Origin of the sequence: Amycolatopsis sp. WAC 04182 (assembly GCF_003947465.1) — a bacterium.
Taxonomy (GTDB): Bacteria; Actinomycetota; Actinomycetes; order Mycobacteriales; family Pseudonocardiaceae; genus Amycolatopsis.
The window spans coordinates 165,945-182,242 of the sequence record NZ_QHJJ01000004.1; the positions used below are offsets into that span (position 1 = coordinate 165,945).

A 16,298-nucleotide genomic window follows, 5' to 3' on the forward strand; every position below is an offset into this window, starting at 1 on the left:
CCCTCAGTGCTCGCTCAACCGCGTGATCATCTCCACCAGGATCAGCCGGTAGGCCAGGAATCCGAGCAGGACGACGACACCCACCACGACCAGCGCCACCAGGCCTTTCACGTTCATCTTTCCCATGCCACGGACGTTAGGCGCGCGGCGGGGTGGGCCGGGACCGTCGCCGGGTGGAGGCCGGGGTGGATATTCAGGCGCGGACGGCGGGCGCGACCGAATGCGGCAGGACCTCGCCCTCGGACGGCCGTTCGACGACCACCTCGACGTCGTCGTCGAACCGGTACGGCCTGGCCAGCAGGAACCCGCCGAAATGCCGTCGCATCCTGGACATCTCCGCGCGGACGGTGACGGTGCGGCCGGCGTCGCCGAAGAGGTCGCGCGACAGTTCCGACGCCGACCTGCCTTCGCGATGCCGCGCGAGGACGTACAGCATCTCCGCGTGCCGCGGGCTCAGCCGATGCGACCAGGTTCCCGCGGCGCCCGAGACACGCAGCGTGCTTTCCCGCGATGACCTCAGATCGAGTACGACCCGCGTCGGCGGCGCGTCCTCCTCCTCGGTGAGCCGGACGAGCCACCCGCCGGGCAGCGGCTCCAGCAGGCATTCACCGTAGGCGGGCAACCAGGTGCGGCCGGGGGCGGCGTCGTTCGGCAACGCGATCCGGCCGACCGGGACAAGCCCGGCCGAGGCCGCGATCCAGCCGTGCGGGTCGGCGATGACCGCCCGGCCCTTCACCTTGGCGAGCAGCGGCGTGGCCAGGCCGCGCAGCCGTTCGAGATCCGAGAGGTGGGTGGTGCGCAGATGTGCTTCGGCGAGCTTCGCGACCGTGTCGACCAGGGCGAGGGTCGTCGGGTGCACGGTGGAGGCCGGTCCGGAGAGATCGACGGCGCCGAGCAGCCTGCCGTCCCTCGGATCGTGCAGCGGCGCCGCGGCGCAGGTCCAGTCGTGCTGGTTGCTGACGTAGTGCTCGGCCGAGTAGACCTGGACCGGATGCCTGGCGACCAGCGCCGTCCCGATGGCGTTGGTGCCCGCGGCGCGCTCGTGCCAGTCGACCCCCTCGACGAAGCCGAGCCCGTCGGCGCGGCGGCGGACCGCGGTGCTGCCGTCACGCCAGAGGACACGGCCGTCGGCGTCGACGACGGCCATGATGTGCGCGGCCTGCTCGGCGAGACTGATCAGGCCGCCGCGCAGGACGGGGAGGACGGCCGCGAGGCCGCTCTGGCGGCGGCGGGCTTCCAGCCGGTCCGGGGTGAGCGCGGACGACGGCGAGCCACGATCCGGGTCCAGGCCGAGACGCCGCATACGCTGCCAGGACGCGCCGATGACCGCTCGCGGAGCACTCGGGAGCGTGGTCCCGGCGAGCGCGGCCTCGCGTACCTCGGCGAGGGCACGCGCATGCCGCCGCGGGTCCGCACCGACCGGCAGCGCCGCCTCCAGCTGCACCTGGCCTACTCCTTTGCTCTGTTCAGGCCAGTGTGCCCGGACGTCCCGGGGAGCGGAAGGTCTCTGTGACCTGGGCGCGGTCTACCCGGGGAAGGGCGCGTCCGCGAGGCGGGGCGTCGGGACGGCCTCCGCCGGCTTCCGGCCCAGCAGCAGACCGGTCCTGGTGGCCTCGGCCATCACGGCGCGGACGTCGACGCACCACGGGCCGTCGGGCTTCAGCTCCACGAAAGCGCTCTCTCCCGGCTTGAGCACGAAATGCGGTTGGCCGTCGAGCGCGATGGAGCCGCCGGCCGCGTTGAGATCGACGCGGACCCCCGCGTACAGCACGCTCCAGCCGCGGACACCCACCGCCCGGACCTCGCCGGGCGCGATCGGCGCCTGCACGACGTACGGCGTCTCGTCGACCGGCCCGAGCGAGACCGCGACACCGTCCACAGTGGACTTCGGGCTGGGGCACAGCCGGCCGGGGATACTCGACAGCCCGACCCCGTCCGGGACGGCGAACGTGCAGTACAGCTCGGTCAGCGACGCGGGGTCCCACCGGCTCTCCGAACACACGCTGACGTCGGTCAGCGCGATCTCGCGCCGGGCCTTCGTGACGACCTCGAGCACGGTCGCGCGGTTCGTGACCAGGTCCGTGTCCACCTGATGGGTGGCCACCAGCCCGGCGGCGAGCCCGGCGACGGTGGACTGGTCGACGCCTCCGGCGGGCAGCATCAGCAGCGGCACGTCACCGCAGGCGGCCGCCGCCGCCCGCATCATGGTCTCGTTGCCGAGGCAGATGACCACGCTGGCACCCGCGTCCACCATCCGGCGGACGGTGCCGATGATCTTCCCCGCGTCGGTCCACACCATCACGCGGCCGACGCCGGCCACTCTCAGTGCCGAACGCAGGCTCTGGATGTCACGCTCCGAAGCGGGGTTCGCCACGATCCCCGCAACCGCTTCGCCCACATGTCCTCCGCTGCCGCGCCAAGTCCCTACAAGGAAACGACGTCCGGGCCACGAAAGAAAGAGTTGCACGAGGTTGCATCACAAAGCCACCACGGCGGACGAAGGCAGCGCGGGTTCGAGGATCGGCAGGATCCGCTCGGCCGGCATGGCGACCCCGACGAGCCGCGCGCCCTGGCCGAGGTGGACGTACTCGCTGAATCCCGCCCGGGCGAGCCGTCCGGGTCACCTCGTGGCGGACTCCCGGTGTCCCCCACGAGGGGATGTGCCCGGTCCGCGGCGTCGTTAGCGTCGAGCCATGGATTCGTACGGCGGCTCCCTGGGGTGGGCGCTCCTCACCGGACGCGACGCCGATCTGGAACCGCCTTCGGCCTGGTGGCGCGGCCCGGTCTGGGTCAAGACACTCCTCGCCGGATCCGCGCTCACGGTGCTGGTGGGCCTGACCTACGGCACGTGGGCGCGGTACCTCGGCGGCAGCAGTGCGCCGCTGGTCTTCTTCCTGCTGCTCCTGCAGATCGTGCCGCCGTTGCTGGTCGTCAAGCGCCCGCTGACCGCCGTCCGAGTGGCGGCGGCGGGGATGGTCGGCGCGATCATCGCGGTCCTCTTCCCCGCCGACCACGCGCTGTTCGGCCGGACGGTGCCGGACTGGCCGTTGCAGGTCCACGTCCTGCCGTATCTCCCGGTGCTCGCGATGACGCTCGCCCGCACGAAACCCGGGCAGGGCAAGGGGATCTCGATCATCGCGGTGACGCTGGCCGTCGGGGTCGGCGTCGCGCAGCTACCGCGCACGGGTTCGAAGACCCTGGTGTGGTCGTTGATCGTGGTGGCCGCGACCATCGTGGCGGGTTACGGGATGCAGCAACGCCGCCGGGCGCTGGAGCAGGCCGACGCGGCCGAGCGCACGACGGTCGAAGAACGGGCGAAACGGGCTTCGTTGCAGGAACGCGCGTTGATCGCCAGGGAACTGCACGACATCATCGGCCATCACCTTTCCCTGATCGCGTTGCGGACGGACAGCGCGCGTTACCGCGTCCCGGATGTGTCCGAGGCCGCGGAGGAGGAGTTCCGCGCCATCGGGGTCGCGGCGAGGGAAGCGCTCGACGAGGCCCGGCGGCTGGTGGGCGTGCTGCGGGACACGGAGGCCGAGCCGGAGCACGAGCCGCAGCCGGGGCTCGCGGAGGTGCCGTCGCTGATCGACGGCTGCCGGGCCTCCGGGATCGGGATCCGCGCGGAGATCTCCGGCGGGGACGACGTTCCCGCCCTGATCGAACTGGCCGCGTACCGGATCCTCCAGGAGGCGCTGAGCAACGCGGCACGGCACAGCCCGGGTGCGGAAGTGGACGTCGAGGTGCGGCGAGCACCCGACGGGCTCGCGATCCTCGTCGAGAACGGGCCGCCCACACGGCCTGCCGTACCTTCGGCAGGCGACGGCACCGGCCTCGCCGGGATCGCCGAACGCGTTACGCTGATCGGCGGTTCCTACGAGGCAGGACCGCGCGCCGACGGCGGTTTCCGCGTGGCCGTCAAGCTGGCTCTCCCGGGGGTGGACGACGCGTGACGACCGTTTTCATCGTCGACGACCAGGCCTTGGTGCGGGAAAGCTTCGCCGGCCTGCTGAACGCGCAACCCGGTCTGGACGTGGTGGGCCAAGCGGGCGACGGGGTCGCGGCGCTCGCGGGCCTCTCCGCGCTGGTCACGCCACCGGACGTCGTCCTGATGGACATCCGGATGCCGGTGATGGACGGTCTCGAAGCGACCAGGCGGCTGCTCGAAGGCGACGGCGAGAAGCCGAAAGTGCTCGTCCTGACGACGTTCCACCTGGACGACTACGTCTACGAGGCGCTGCGGGCGGGCGCGAGCGGGTTCCTGTTGAAGGACGCGCCGTCGGCCGAACTGCTCAACGCCATCGAAGTGGTCGCCGCCGGTGACGCGCTGCTCTCCCCCGCGGTCACGAAGCGGCTCATCGCGAACTTCGTGGCGAGCGCACCGGTTCCGCAGCCGTCCCCGGCGAGGTTCGACGTGCTCACCGAACGCGAGCGGGAAGTGCTGCGGTTGATCGCGAAAGGACGGTCCAATCCGGAGATCGCCGCGGATCTGGTGCTTTCGGCACAGACCATCAAGACGTATGTCGGCCGGATACTGGCGAAACTCGGGTTACGGGACCGGGCGCAGGCGATCGTGCTCGCCTACGAGGCGGGACTCGTCTCCCCCACCTGACGGTCGACCAGCACGCGGACGCCGAGCGGGACCAGCGCCAGGGCGAGGGCCACCGCGGTGACGACGCTCAGGAACTCGCTTTCCTTCAGCACTCCCATCCAGAGCGTGCACGGCCAGAGGAACAGCAGCGCCCGCACGATGCCGAAAGTGCCCGCCCGGAACGCGCCGATGGCCAGCAGCAGCCCGCCGGCGTATTGGCCGACCGACGCGGTGACCGGGATCCGCCACAACCCGTAGGACAGGTCGACGTAGTCGTCCATCACCAGCTTCGTCGCCTGGTCCAGACCGAGCTTGTCGACGAGCTCGAAGGCCGTCAGCTCCACACCGGCGAAGTAGACCCGCGCGAACAAACCCAACGCGAGCAGCAGGAATCCCCAGGCGGCCAGCGCGGGCGCCTTCGCCGCGACGATCTTCGCCAGCATGAGAAAAGCCGGCAACAGGAGGACCGCTCCGAGCAGGAAGAGCGAGTAGGCGGCCGTCACGAAGCCCGGGTTCGCGGCGTACGCGGCGAGCTGTCCAGGCGCGGCGAAGGGCTGCTGGTCGAACCAAGCGACTTGCTCCGGTGTGAAGTCCTTGAGCACCAGGTGCCGCAGCACCAGGCCCGCGAACCACACGAGCGGGGCGAGAATCAGTGCCACTCCGCCGATCCATCGGCCGGTTTTCCCGTTCATGGCGGAATCGTCGCCGGTGAGGGCGGCGCGAGGCAGCGCACGAAGGTCAGGCGGATGCCTCGACTTTCGTCAGGTTCGAGGGGCGGCGGCCGATGGGCGCGGGCTCCGTGAGGGACCTAGGGTCCCTCGAAGTTCCCCTCGCTCGCCGGGCAGGTGGCGTGAGGACGCCGGAAAGCAGCAGGGCCGCCCTCCCCGAGGGGAAGACGGCCCTGCTTGGAAAACCTGGATCAGATCACGGTGACCGAGGTGGCCTGCGGACCCTTCGCGCCCTGCCCGATCTCGAACTCCACGCGGGCGTTCTCCTCGAGGGTACGGAAGCCGTTGCCCTTGATCTCGCTGTAGTGCACGAAGACGTCGCCGCCGCCGTTGTCGGGAGTGATGAAGCCGAACCCCTTCTCGGAGTTGAACCACTTCACAGTGCCCTGAGTCATAAAATCTCCATATGCAACACAAACAAACAGGAAGCCACGTCGGCAGCCCGGGTCATGACCAGACGGTTTGCTTCCCCGGAAACACGAGGAGACACTACGCCCGCTGAGTTCTGCGAGCGTGAACCAACACGAACACAAAAAACGAGACCTGAATCAGTAAAGCACACCTCACGCAGGCCGACAAGCGTCGTCACCCGGGTGTGCCCGGTCGCACTGTACCTCTCCCGCCGAAGGCTCCGCCGTCCGGGTTATTCGCCGCTGGCGGCGCGCAGGGGTACCTCGGCGCCGAACGGCGAACGGCGCAACGCCTCCCGGTTCGTGGCCACGACGGCGATGTCGTGGGTCTCGGCGTCCGCGCTGAACTGCACCGGCACCACGCCGGAAACGGACTTGTCCTGTGGCTTCGTTTCGTCAGCCATGTTTTCTCCCAGTGTCAACACAAGGCTCTAAGTACTGCGTGCCAACAACTTCACCGGTGATCGTCCCGGTCCATATGGGACCCTCGGTGTTGCGGCGATTGTGCCACGGACGACCGACAAAATCCGGTCTCCGCGACCGAAAGTCGGCCGAGTCGTCACCGGTTTCCCACCCTTTGGGGCAGGTGAAGGCGGCACTACAAGGGTTTCTGTGTATCCCCTGAGAAAAAGTACCGTCCGGTAATCGGCGCGGCGGCCGCTACTGGCCTCCTTGCTGCGGCCTCGCGGCGCCCAGCAGGCTCGTCAGCCGGATGTCCGGGGTCACCACGTCCGGGTCCGTCCTGATGTCGATGACGCACGGCCGTTGGCGCACCAGCGCGCTCGCGATGATCGGCTCCAGCTCTTCACGGTCGTCCACCGTGTACCCGGCGGCGCCGAGCCCGCGTGCCCACGACGCGAAGTCCGTGACGGGCACGGTGACGCCCGAAAGCCGTCCGTGCTTGCGCGCCTGGTGCACGGCGAGCGGGCCGTGCACTCCGTTCTGGAACACCAGGACGGTCACCGGCACGCGGTAGCGGACGGCGGTCTCGATCTCCTGCCCGGTCATGAGCGCGCCACCGTCGCCCGCCATCGCGATCACCGTCCGGCGTGGTTCGGCGAGTTTCGCCGCGACCGCCGCGGGGACCGCGTAGCCCATGGCCGCGTTGCTCGGCCCGAGCTGGCTGCGCGGCGCGGTGAAACACCAGTAGCGGTGCATGAACTGGGCGAAGTTGCCCGCGTCGCTGGTCACGATCGCGTCCTCGGGCGCGAGTTTGCGCACCGCCCGGATGACGTCGGCGGGATGGACGCGGGTGGCGCCGCTGGTGTCGGGCGGCGTCATGAAGGTGTGCACGGCGGCGTTCGCGGCCGACGCGCGCCGCTGCCGCGGTGAGGCGACGTTGCGCAGTTCGCGCAGGAAGGGCTCGACCTCGGAGTCGACCCGGAAGGTCAGCCCGCCGCGGCGGGCGGGCTCGATCCCCGTGCCGACCAGCACCAGCGTCTGCGACGGCGTCGGGTAGCGGAAGGACTGCGTGGTGACCTCGTCGAGCTGCGTGCCCAGCGCGAGCACGAGGTCCGCGCGCTCCAGCGCGTCGAGCTGCCGCGCGGGGATGCCGATGCCGAGGTGGCCGGCGTAGCGCGCGTGGTTCTCGGGGAAGGCGTCCTGACGGCGGAACGCGTTGTACACCGGCAGTGCGAGCTCGTCGGCGACGGCGATCAGCTCGTCGCGCGCGGCGCGAGCCCGGCCGCCGACGATCACCACCGGGTAGCGGGCCTCGTCGACCAGCTGCGCGACCGCCTCGGCGGTCCGGCCGAGGGCGCCGGTGGCGGGCGGGCGCACGGCGGCGACCGGTTTGGCCGAATCGAACGGGACGCCCCAGAAATCGGCGGGGACGGCGACGACGGTGGGCCCCGGCCGTCCTTCCCGGCAGCGGGTCAGCGCCTCGACCAGCAGGCCGGGGACCTCGTCCGGCGATTCCGCGCGGCCGGTCCACTTGGAGATCGGCTCGAACATCGCGGTCAGGTCGGCGGTGGGCAGCTCGCTCGTCGGGCCGGGATCCTGCGGCGGGTTCTCCAGGAGGACGACCATCGGGCTCTCGTCCTGGTACGCCGTGGAGACGCCGATCGCGAGGTTCGCCGCGCTCGGGCCGCGGCCCGCCAGCAGTACCGCGGGGTGCTCGGTCAGCTTGCCTTCGGCCTCGGCCATGAAGGCCGCGCCGGAGTCGTGCCTCGCCGAGACGAAGGTGATCGAGCGTTCGCGTTGCAGCGCGTCGAGCAGATCCAGGAAGGACTCACCCACCACCGCGTACACACGGTGGATCCGCGCCTCGGTCAGGATCCTCACGGCCGTCTGGGCGACGGACGCTCCCGGTTGGTATCTAATGAGAAGAGCTTAGGCGGGCGGTGATCGGTGCCGTCAAGCGATCTTCCGATTCCGGCGACCCCGGAGCGGCGGAATGTCCGAAATTCGGAACGTGTTCGAGCAAGGGAGCACGAAAACGTGACCTCAGCCACCGCCGGACGTGAAACTGTTTTCACTTACGGGGCGCCTGCCTTGAAATACGGCACCGGGTCGAGCGACGAGATCGGCTACGACCTCACCCAGTACGGCGCACGCCGGGTGCTCGTCCTGACCGACGCGGGTGTCGCCGCGACGGGCTGGCCACAACGGATCGCCGAAGGCATCGAAACCTATGGCATCGAAGCGGTCGTCTTCGACGGAGTGCACGTCGAGCCGACCGACGTCAGCATGCGGAAGGCCGTCGACTTCGCCCGCGGGCAGGGCGAGTGGGACGCCTTCGTCGCCGTGGGTGGCGGGTCGGCCATCGACACCGCCAAGGCGGTGAACCTGTTGACCAGCAACGACGGCGACCTCATGGACTACGTCAACGCGCCGGTCGGTGGCGGCCGCGCGCCGAGCGCGCCGCTGAAACCGCTGGTCGCGGTGCCGACCACCACCGGGACAGGCTCGGAGAGCACCACCGTCTGCGTGCTGGACGTGTTGTCACTGCGCGTGAAGAGCGGCATCAGCCACCTCCGGATGCGGCCGAGCCTCGCCGTGGTCGACCCGCGGCTGACGGTCTCGCAGCCACCGGAGGTCACCGCCGCGAGCGGGATGGACATCCTCTGCCACGCCGCGGAGAGCTACACGGCCAAGCCGTACACCGAGTTCGACCGGAAGCGGCCGGAGGACCGGGTCCCTTACTGTGGCTCGAATCCGCTGGCCGACATGTTCGCCGAGCAGTCGCTGCGGCTGCTGTCGTGGGCGCTGCCCGCGGCCGTGCGGGACGGCTCCGACCTGAAGGCGCGCGAGGCGATGGCGCTCGCGGCGACGTTCGCCGGGCTCGGGTTCGGCAACGCCGGCGTGCACATCCCGCACGCCAACGCGTATCCGATCGCCGGGCAGGTCCGGGACTTCCATCCGTCCGGGTATCCGGGCGACGAAGCCATGGTGCCGCACGGGATGGCGGTCTCGCTGACCGCGCCGGCGGCGTTCCGGTTCACCTTCGACGCCGCGCCGGACCGCCACATCCGGGTGGCCAGGCTGCTCGCGCCGGACTACGAATGGCCGGGCGATCTGCGCGATCATCTGCCCGCGGTGCTGGGGCAGATCATGCGGGAGATCGGGATCCCCAACGGGATCGGCGCGGTCGGCTACACCGAGTCCGATGTGGACTCACTGGTTTCCGGCACGGTGAAACAACAACGGCTGCTGGCGACGGCGCCGCGCGAGGCGTCCGAAGCCGATCTCGCCGTCATCCTGCGGGAGTCGGTGACGCTGTGGTGAACGCCGAGTACCCGCACTGGCAGACGGTTCCGTTGCGGTGGAAGGACAACGACGTCTACGGGCACGTCAACAACGTCGTCCACTACTCGGTGATGGACACCGTGATCAACACGTGGCTGATCGAACGCGGCGGACTCGACATCGAAACCGGCGAGGTCATCGGGCTGTGCGTGGAATCGCAGTGCAAGTACCACGCTTCGGTGTCGTTCCCGGGCGAACTCGAGGTCGGCCTGCGGGTGGGCCATCTCGGCCGGTCCAGCGTCCGCTACGAGGTCGGGATGTACTCGAAGGACACGGTCATCGCGGAAGGGCGTTTCGTGCACGTCTTCGTGGATCGCGAATCCCGGCGGCCGGTCCCCGTCGAAGGTCTACTCAGGAGCGCGCTCGAAGAACTGCGCACTGGGCTGGGGTAGCCGCGGCGACCACGCGTGCATGAGCTGGGCGTAGCGCGTGGATCGGTCCATGAGTTCGAGGTGGGTGCCCAACGCGGTCTCCTTGCCGTCCATCACCAGGACCCGGTCCGCGCGCAACGCCGACGACAGCCGGTGCGCGATCACCACCAGCACCCCGCCCCGCTCGGCGAACGCCCGTTCCGCGCGGGCTTCGGCGGGCGGGTCGAGGTGCGACGTCGCCTCGTCGAGGATGACGACGCCCGCGTCGCTCGCGTAGACGCGGGCGAGCGCGATCAGCTGCGCCTCACCGGCGGACAGCGTGCCGTGCCCGATCTCGCCGTCGAGCCCGCCCAGCCGCGTGACCAGCGGTTCCGCGCCGACGGCCGCCACCGCGGCCAGGAGTTCGCCGTCCATCGCGGTCTGCGCGAACAGGCCGACGTTGTCCCGCACGGATCCGGCGAAGACGTAGGCCTCCTGCGGGATCAGCGCGACCATCCGGTGCCGCAGCGCCGCCGGGACCTCCCGGACCGGCGCCCCGCCGAGCAGCACCCGGCCCCCTTGCGGTTCGAGCATGCCGGTCAGGAGCCCGGCCAGGGTCGACTTGCCGATCCCGCTCGGCCCCACGACCGCGAGCCGCTCGCCGGGCCGCAGGTGGAGATCGAGTCCTCGCACCACCGGTTGCGCGGCCGCGCCCCAGCTGAAGGTCAGGTCGCGCACGTAGATCGCGGTCCCGTCGGGTTCGGCCGTACCGTCGGGTTCCGGTTCGGCCTGCGCGGTCTCCGCCAGCCGCCGCAGCGCGACGATCAGCCGCAGCACCACGGTGCTCGCGGTCGCGGCCAGCCCCCGCAACGCCGGTTGCATCGTCGTCGCGAGGTAGACGAGCGCGCCCAGCGCGGCCCCGGCCGTGAGCACCCCGTCCCTGACCATGCCCGGCGCCACCAGCAACGCCAGGAGCAGCGGCACGAACCCGCCGGTCGCGATCACCACCGTCCTGGCCGCCCCGGACCTCGCCACCCGCACGGCCGCCGCGGCCTGCGTGTCGATGGCGTCGTAAAGCTCCAGCGCGGCCAGCGGTTCGGCGCCGCAGGCGACGACGTCGCGCATACCTGACAGCGACGCGCCCGCGACCTCGGCGGTCCGCTCGTCGGCCAGTGCCAGCGCGCGCTGACGGCGGGCCAGCGACGGGAGCAGGCAGGCGAAGACCGCGACCGCGACCACCACCGGGATCGCGACGATCAGCGCGAGCGAACCGGCGACGGTGAACAGCCCGGCCAGCGCCGCCACCGTGGTCACGATCATCCCGCGCGCCTGCACCAGAAGCCCGGCCGTGGCGTCGCGGACCACTTCGACGTGCTGGGTGATACGGGCGACGCCACTGGCGTCCGGCTGGTTGCGCGGCGGCGCCGGATCGTGCAGGACCCCGCGCACGACGGCCGTCACCAGCGCGTCGCGCAACGGCTCGACGACCTTGCCGAGCTGATGCCACACCAGCCGTGAACCGAACGCGCCGATCACGGCGACCAGCCCGAAGACCGCGAGCCAACGCAGTCCGGTGCCTGGCCGACCCGCGGCAAACCCCTCGTCAACCGCGAGTTCGACCAGGCGACCGGACAAGAACGCGGGCGCGCTTTCCAGGACGGAGCAGGCCAGCAGGACCAGCCCGCCGCGCCACTGCCCGGCCAGCGCCGAGCGATAGAGCCCCCAGACGCTCATTGCGCGCCCTCGGTGAAAACAGCCCGATAAGCCGGATCCCGCCACAGCCCGTCGTGCGTGCCGACCGCGCGGACGCGTCCTTCTTCCAGCCACACCACCGTGTCCGCCCGCGACGCGGTGGCCGCACGATGGGTCACCACCACCCGGGTCCGGCCGGGGAGCGTGCGTTCGATCGCCTCTTCGACGGCGGCTTCGGTGACCGTGTCGAGGCTGGCGGTGGCGTCGTCGAGGATGAGCACCCGCGGCGCGTGCGCGATCGCGCGCGCCAGCCCGATCCGCTGTGCCTCCCCGCCGGAAAGCGGCGTCTCCGAAAGCGGCGTCCGGTAGCCGTCCGGCAGCCGGACGATCAGGTCGTCGACCTGCGCGGATCGGCACGCGGCGCGCACGGCGGCCTCGCCCGCCCACGAGCCGTAGCCGACGGCGTCACCGATGGTCGCGCCGAGCAGCGCGGGCCGCTCGAACGCGAACCCGACGACCGCGCGGAGCTCGTTCGGCCGCAGCCGCTCCAGCGGACGGCCGTCGAGCAGCGCAGTTCCCTGGCCCGGGGTCAGCAGGCCGCCGAGGACGTTGACCAGCGCGGACTTCCCCGCACCGGATCGCCCGACGACCGCGGTGAACCGGCCGCCCGGCACGAGCAGGTCGACGTCGCGCAACGCGCCTTCGACGGTGACACCGCGCAGTTCGAGCGTGCCCCGCCCGGGGACGACGCCGAGGTCGCCCGGTTCCGGGACCGGCGAGTCCAGCACCTCGTTGATCCGCCGCGCGCACGACCGCGCGCGGGAAAGTGTGGTGAGCAAAGGAATCTGGGTGATCAGGCCCATGCCGAGCGCGACGTAGCCGAGCGCCGCGAGGACCTGGCCGACGGTCAGCCTGCCTTCCAGCACACCGAAACCGGCGGCGGCGAGCACCGCGATTTCCACCGCGGGCAGCAGCAACCCGGAGCGCCACACCATCCTGGCCTGCGTCCGCCACATCCCGCGGCCGGCGAGGCTCATTTTCGGCAGCGGCCGCAGGACCCGTTCGGCCTCGCGGTCGGCGGTGCCCGACGCGGCGATCGTGCGGAGCCCGGCGACCGCGTCGACCATCCTCGCGGCGAGTTCGCCGGACACCTCTTGGTAGGTCAGGACGTCGTCCGCGGTGTTCTTCAGATGCGTGCGCGCGAGCATCAGGCCGAACGGGATGCTGCCGAGGAAGACGAGCGCGAGCCGCCAGTCCATCAGGGCGAGCAGGACGACGGCACCGCCGGAGATCAGGGTGGTCGACCCGAGCTGGACGACGACCGAGGCGACCATGCCCGCCCCGGTGCAGTCACCGGTGAGCCTGCTGATCGCGTCGCCGTCGGCGAAGGTCGATCTGGTGCCGAGCGCGAGATAACGGTCGGCGAGTTTCCGGCGCAGCCAACCGGTCGCGGCCGCGGTCATCCGCGCGGTGAGGATGCCGCCGATCAGGCCGACGGCGATTTCGGTGACACCGAGGACGATCAGCCAGGAGACCTCGGGAAGGCTGGGCCGCCCGGCGACCACGGCGTCCACCGCGGCGGCGAGCGCACCGGGCAGCAGCAGCCCCGCCGCCGTCCCGGCGAGCGCGCTGAGGATCAGCCCGATCAGGCGGGGGCGATCGAGCAGGGTCACGGTGACCAGCAGGCGATCGGCTGAACCCGCCATCCCGCTCCTTTCGTCGAGCCGGAGTTGAGGGGCTCACGTCCCACTTCGTGATCCGTGATCCCAACGAGACGAACCAGACGGCAAAATAAAGGCGCGGGAGCGGCGCACTTGGCCTGTGCCGCTCCCGCGCCCTCAGTGATCAGCCGTGACTCAGTGGCAGGTCAGCAGGCTGACGGTGCTGTTGGCGCAGGAGGCCAGCAGGCTGAGGTTGCTCGCGCCGCCGTGGCTGCCACCGCCGCCGCCTTCGAGGACCTCGGGGGTTTCCAGAGCCTGCAGGTCGAGAACCAGTTCCATGGTGTTCCCTTTCACTAGTTATCTCTTGGTCCGCTGTCCTCACTGGACAGCAGTTCGGGAGGACAGGAAAGGCAGCGCGGCCTTCCCGTCCAGGGTGGCGGCCAGTGCGAGCAGGACGCCCGCGCCGCCGGTGACGACGTCCATCGACAGCCGCAGCAGCTGGTTGCCGGGGAACGCCAGGCCGCCCTTGTACGGCACCGCGTACCAGGCCAGCCGGGAAAGATGCAGGTCGATGGCGTCGCGGACCCGCTGGTCCGGTTCGGCGCCCATGGCCAGCGCGGTCATCAGGCCGCCCCGGCCGAACAGCAGTCCGGGATGGATGACGAACTCGCCGCGGCACGCCTCACGCAGGCCGGGAAGGCTCTTCAACGCGTTCGCGCCGGGGCGGTACTTCGCCAGCTCCTCGGCGACCATGAGGATCCCGGCGCTGCCGACACCCGCGTAGGGCAATGTCCGGGTCTCGCCGTCGCGGACCTGCAGCGAGCCGTCGTCGGACTCGACGCACTCCTCGATGTCCCGCTCCAGCGCCTGGTCGGCGAAGGACAGCCAGCCCTCTTCGCGGGTGCGCTCGAACAGCCGCACGAACAGCAGCGCCGGACCGGACCAGCCGTTGAGCAGCCCGGCCCGGCCGAAGTCGCCGGGCGGGTCGGCGGTTTCGAGCGCTTCGGCGAGCCGGACGGCGGTGGCGAGTGCCTGCCTGCCGAACTCGTTGTCCTTGCGGGACACCGCGAAGTGCAGCTGGGTGAGCCCGATACCGGACAGGCCGCCTTCCAGACCGTGGTCGGTGGTCTGCTCGACCAGCGTCGCCGACGCCGACAGCAGTTTGGTGGCCTCGTCCCGGTAGCCGAGTTCTTCGAGGACGTACGCGATCCCGTACGAACCGTCGTAGAACCCCGGACGTCCCGGCGGTTCGCGGCGGATCGAGTCCAGCAGCCAGCGCTCGTGATCCCGGTGGCGCTCGCCGCAGACCGTTTTCAACGCGTAGAGGACGCCGGCCGCGCCGTAGCCGAAGCACGCTCCGCCGACGCGGAACTGTTCGATGTCGCCGGGGAAGAGCCGGTCGGTGCGCTCGGGGGTCGCGCTGGCGAGGATCGCCTCGGTGATCTGCTTGCGCACCAGCGCCCAGTCCGGCTTGTCCTGGTCCAGCTCGGTCACACTCGTCAGCGGCGGGGTGTTCCGGGGTGCGAGCTCGGCCACGATCGAGTCGGCGTAGCCCTCCGGGACGTCGAAGCGCTGCTGGACGAAGTCCGCAAGCCCGCGCAGCTTCGCCGGGGCGAGCTCGAGAAGCGTGGTGAGCGGCAGGAAGATCCACAGCTTCAGGACGGCGAGCGCGTACTCGTCGACCTCGAAGCCGTTCCGGTCCCGCGGGGCGCGGAAGCCGGGCGCGCCGAGGGCGGGTCGCGTGCCGCTTTCGATGTCGGACGCCATCTCGAAGTCGATCAGCGAGACGGCCTTGTCCTCCCCGTCCTCCACGTCGACCAGGATGTTCAGCGAGTGCAGGTCGCCGAAGACGATCCCGCGGCCGTGCACCTCACCGACCATCGCCTCCACCCGTCGGACCAGCGCCAGCGCGCGTTCGGTGTACGCGGCGATGTCGGCCTCGGTGGTGTCGCGCCTGGTGAGCGGGTAGTTGCGGGCGAGCCAGTTGCCCAGCGAGACACCGGGCATGTACTCCATCGCCAGGAAATGGTGCTCCCAGACGGTGAAGCGGTCGTAGGTGGCGGGGATGCCGTCGATGCCCTTCAACCGCTCCAGCACCTCGTGCTCGCGGCGGAGACGTTCGACGGCGTCGACCTCGTCGCGGTCCAGGCCGGCGAACGGCCGCGCCTCCTTGAGGACCACCCCTTCGCCGTCGGACTTCCGGTCGGCGAGGTACACGCCGCCGCCGTTGGAGAAGTGCAGCGAGCTTTTCACCTGATAGGGGAACTGATCCGCGCCGCCGCTCTTGCGAGCCGCGAGATGAGGCGCGAGGAACTCCGGAATCGTCACCCAGTCGGGGACGGAGAAGGTCGGCTCGCGTTTGTCCGGGACCAGGGTCCCGTCCGGTTTGCGCACCGCGAGGACCCGCTTGCCGTCGAGTTCGACCCATTGCTCGGCGAATCCGCCGTAGCGGACGTAGAGCGGACCGGCACCGTACCGGAGATCACTGAGAATGTATGCCCCTGGTTCGCCGTCGAGTTTCGCCGACAACTCGGCGAGAACGCGCTCGAGCTCGTTGTTGTCAGCTGGATAAAGAGTCAGTAACTTACCGCTTCCGTCACGCGGAGCGTATTTCGAATTTCTCGCGAGCAGGGTGCCCCGTGAGCGCAGATGCTTGTAGGACACCTCGTGCTCGACACAATGCTCGTGCACCTTCACGAGCACTCGCTCGGCGTTGCCCAAACCTGCGGAGACGTGGATTTTCCAGCCTTGCAAGGGAAGGTTTCGAGCAACAGGGTGCAACAGCCGCCACACTCCACGCACTCCCGTGCGCCAGCCGGCCTCGGGAGCGGGCAGCAGGGAGGCGAAATCGTCGGCGGCGTCCCCGTTTTCCCTCTGCTCATCGAAGAACAGTGGATCGGCGAAGCAATACGCTTCGTACCGGACGTCCATCGAGCGCCCCCTCCTTGGCACCAATCGGATGGGCCATGTGCACCATCGCGATGGAGAATATTCCACCCGCCGGACACCCAACGGCCAATCCGCCATACCGGGGGTTCGGATGGGCTGTTCAGGGTCGTGAATTCGAAATCTACCGAATGGTAGGGGTACCCAGCGTGAGATCAACTCATATTTCAACC

At 70.3% G+C, this 16,298-nt stretch carries 15 protein-coding genes; 4 read left to right on the forward strand and 11 right to left on the reverse strand.

What is annotated here, in order from left to right; all coding sequences use genetic code 11:
- Positions 1-3: 3 nt before the first annotated feature.
- From DMH01_RS43575 to DMH01_RS21000, 3 genes are all read right to left on the reverse strand, one after another.
- Entirely contained in the window at positions 4-126 is a 123-nt protein-coding gene (locus tag DMH01_RS43575) for a hypothetical protein (RefSeq protein ID WP_255432088.1), read from the reverse strand.
- A 67-nt stretch (positions 127-193) separates the two neighbouring features.
- Positions 194-1,444, reverse strand: a complete 1,251-nt coding sequence (locus DMH01_RS20995; protein WP_125678987.1) for a GAF domain-containing protein — start codon at positions 1,442-1,444, stop codon at positions 194-196.
- An 81-nt stretch (positions 1,445-1,525) separates the two neighbouring features.
- The gene (locus tag DMH01_RS21000) at positions 1,526-2,398 is read right to left on the reverse strand and encodes an ATP-NAD kinase (RefSeq protein WP_125678988.1); all 873 of its coding nucleotides are present in this window, start codon (positions 2,396-2,398) and stop codon (positions 1,526-1,528) included.
- Positions 2,399-2,693: 295 nt separating this feature from the next.
- On the opposite strand from DMH01_RS21000, the gene DMH01_RS21005 reads away from it, so the two are divergent.
- Positions 2,694-3,953 (forward strand): sensor histidine kinase, encoded by a 1,260-nt coding sequence (locus DMH01_RS21005; protein WP_125678989.1) that lies wholly within the window; start codon positions 2,694-2,696, stop codon positions 3,951-3,953.
- Complete coding sequence (locus DMH01_RS21010) at positions 3,950-4,612, forward strand: response regulator transcription factor (RefSeq protein WP_125678990.1); 663 nt, start codon at positions 3,950-3,952, stop codon at positions 4,610-4,612. Before DMH01_RS21005 ends, DMH01_RS21010 begins: the two co-directional genes overlap by 4 nt.
- On the opposite strand, the gene DMH01_RS21015 is transcribed toward DMH01_RS21010, so the two are convergent.
- The 4 genes from DMH01_RS21015 to DMH01_RS21025 form a co-directional block, all read right to left on the reverse strand.
- Complete coding sequence (locus DMH01_RS21015) at positions 4,582-5,283, reverse strand: hypothetical protein (RefSeq protein WP_125678991.1); 702 nt, start codon at positions 5,281-5,283, stop codon at positions 4,582-4,584. The two genes, DMH01_RS21010 and DMH01_RS21015, sit on opposite strands and share 31 nt — an antisense overlap.
- A 227-nt stretch (positions 5,284-5,510) precedes the next feature.
- Positions 5,511-5,714 (reverse strand): cold-shock protein, encoded by a 204-nt coding sequence (locus tag DMH01_RS21020; RefSeq protein ID WP_005163378.1) that lies wholly within the window; start codon positions 5,712-5,714, stop codon positions 5,511-5,513.
- A 248-nt stretch (positions 5,715-5,962) separates the two neighbouring features.
- Positions 5,963-6,133: a hypothetical protein gene (locus DMH01_RS43045; RefSeq protein ID WP_167373513.1), complete on the reverse strand. Its 171-nt coding sequence runs from the start codon at positions 6,131-6,133 to the stop codon at positions 5,963-5,965.
- A 256-nt stretch (positions 6,134-6,389) separates the two neighbouring features.
- Complete coding sequence (locus tag DMH01_RS21025) at positions 6,390-8,051, reverse strand: thiamine pyrophosphate-binding protein (protein WP_255432108.1); 1,662 nt, start codon at positions 8,049-8,051, stop codon at positions 6,390-6,392.
- 171 nt (positions 8,052-8,222) lie between these two features.
- Between DMH01_RS21025 and DMH01_RS21030 the strand changes: the two genes are divergently transcribed.
- Together DMH01_RS21030 and DMH01_RS21035 are read left to right on the forward strand one after the other, a co-directional pair.
- A complete protein-coding gene (locus tag DMH01_RS21030) occupies positions 8,223-9,455 on the forward strand; it encodes a hydroxyacid-oxoacid transhydrogenase (RefSeq protein WP_125678993.1) in 1,233 nt (410 codons plus the stop codon).
- A complete protein-coding gene (locus DMH01_RS21035) occupies positions 9,449-9,868 on the forward strand; it encodes a thioesterase family protein (protein WP_199745576.1) in 420 nt (139 codons plus the stop codon). Before DMH01_RS21030 ends, DMH01_RS21035 begins: the two co-directional genes overlap by 7 nt.
- On the opposite strand, the gene DMH01_RS21040 is transcribed toward DMH01_RS21035, so the two are convergent.
- The 4 genes from DMH01_RS21040 to lanKC form a co-directional block, all read right to left on the reverse strand.
- Positions 9,824-11,560 (reverse strand): ABC transporter ATP-binding protein, encoded by a 1,737-nt coding sequence (locus DMH01_RS21040; RefSeq protein WP_125678994.1) that lies wholly within the window; start codon positions 11,558-11,560, stop codon positions 9,824-9,826. The genes DMH01_RS21035 and DMH01_RS21040 overlap by 45 nt on opposite strands.
- Complete coding sequence (locus DMH01_RS21045) at positions 11,557-13,224, reverse strand: ABC transporter ATP-binding protein (RefSeq protein WP_125678995.1); 1,668 nt, start codon at positions 13,222-13,224, stop codon at positions 11,557-11,559. The genes DMH01_RS21040 and DMH01_RS21045 overlap by 4 nt, the downstream gene beginning before the upstream one ends.
- A gap of 150 nt (positions 13,225-13,374) precedes the next feature.
- Entirely contained in the window at positions 13,375-13,518 is a 144-nt protein-coding gene (locus DMH01_RS21050; RefSeq protein ID WP_091598068.1) for a SapB/AmfS family lanthipeptide, read from the reverse strand.
- A 39-nt stretch (positions 13,519-13,557) separates the two neighbouring features.
- Positions 13,558-16,110 (reverse strand): class III lanthionine synthetase LanKC, encoded by a 2,553-nt coding sequence (gene lanKC / locus DMH01_RS21055; protein WP_125678996.1) that lies wholly within the window; start codon positions 16,108-16,110, stop codon positions 13,558-13,560.
- Between the last annotated feature and the right edge of the window lie 188 nt (positions 16,111-16,298).

Bases quoted from the DNA above. Each gene is read 5' to 3' on its own strand.
- DMH01_RS43575 (WP_255432088.1), bottom strand. From the start codon at position 126: ATGGGAAAGATGAACGTGAAAGGCCTGGTGGCGCTGGTCGTGGTGGGT.
- DMH01_RS21005 (WP_125678989.1), top strand. From the start codon at position 2,694: ATGGATTCGTACGGCGGCTCCCTGGGGTGGGCGCTCCTCACCGGACGC.
- DMH01_RS21015 (WP_125678991.1), bottom strand. From the start codon at position 5,283: ATGAACGGGAAAACCGGCCGATGGATCGGCGGAGTGGCACTGATTCTC.
- DMH01_RS21020 (WP_005163378.1), bottom strand. From the start codon at position 5,714: ATGACTCAGGGCACTGTGAAGTGGTTCAACTCCGAGAAGGGGTTCGGC.
- DMH01_RS43045 (WP_167373513.1), bottom strand. From the start codon at position 6,133: ATGGCTGACGAAACGAAGCCACAGGACAAGTCCGTTTCCGGCGTGGTG.
- DMH01_RS21040 (WP_125678994.1), bottom strand. From the start codon at position 11,560: ATGAGCGTCTGGGGGCTCTATCGCTCGGCGCTGGCCGGGCAGTGGCGC.
- DMH01_RS21045 (WP_125678995.1), bottom strand. From the start codon at position 13,224: ATGGCGGGTTCAGCCGATCGCCTGCTGGTCACCGTGACCCTGCTCGAT.
- DMH01_RS21050 (WP_091598068.1), bottom strand. From the start codon at position 13,518: ATGGAACTGGTTCTCGACCTGCAGGCTCTGGAAACCCCCGAGGTCCTC.
- lanKC (WP_125678996.1), bottom strand. From the start codon at position 16,110: ATGGACGTCCGGTACGAAGCGTATTGCTTCGCCGATCCACTGTTCTTC.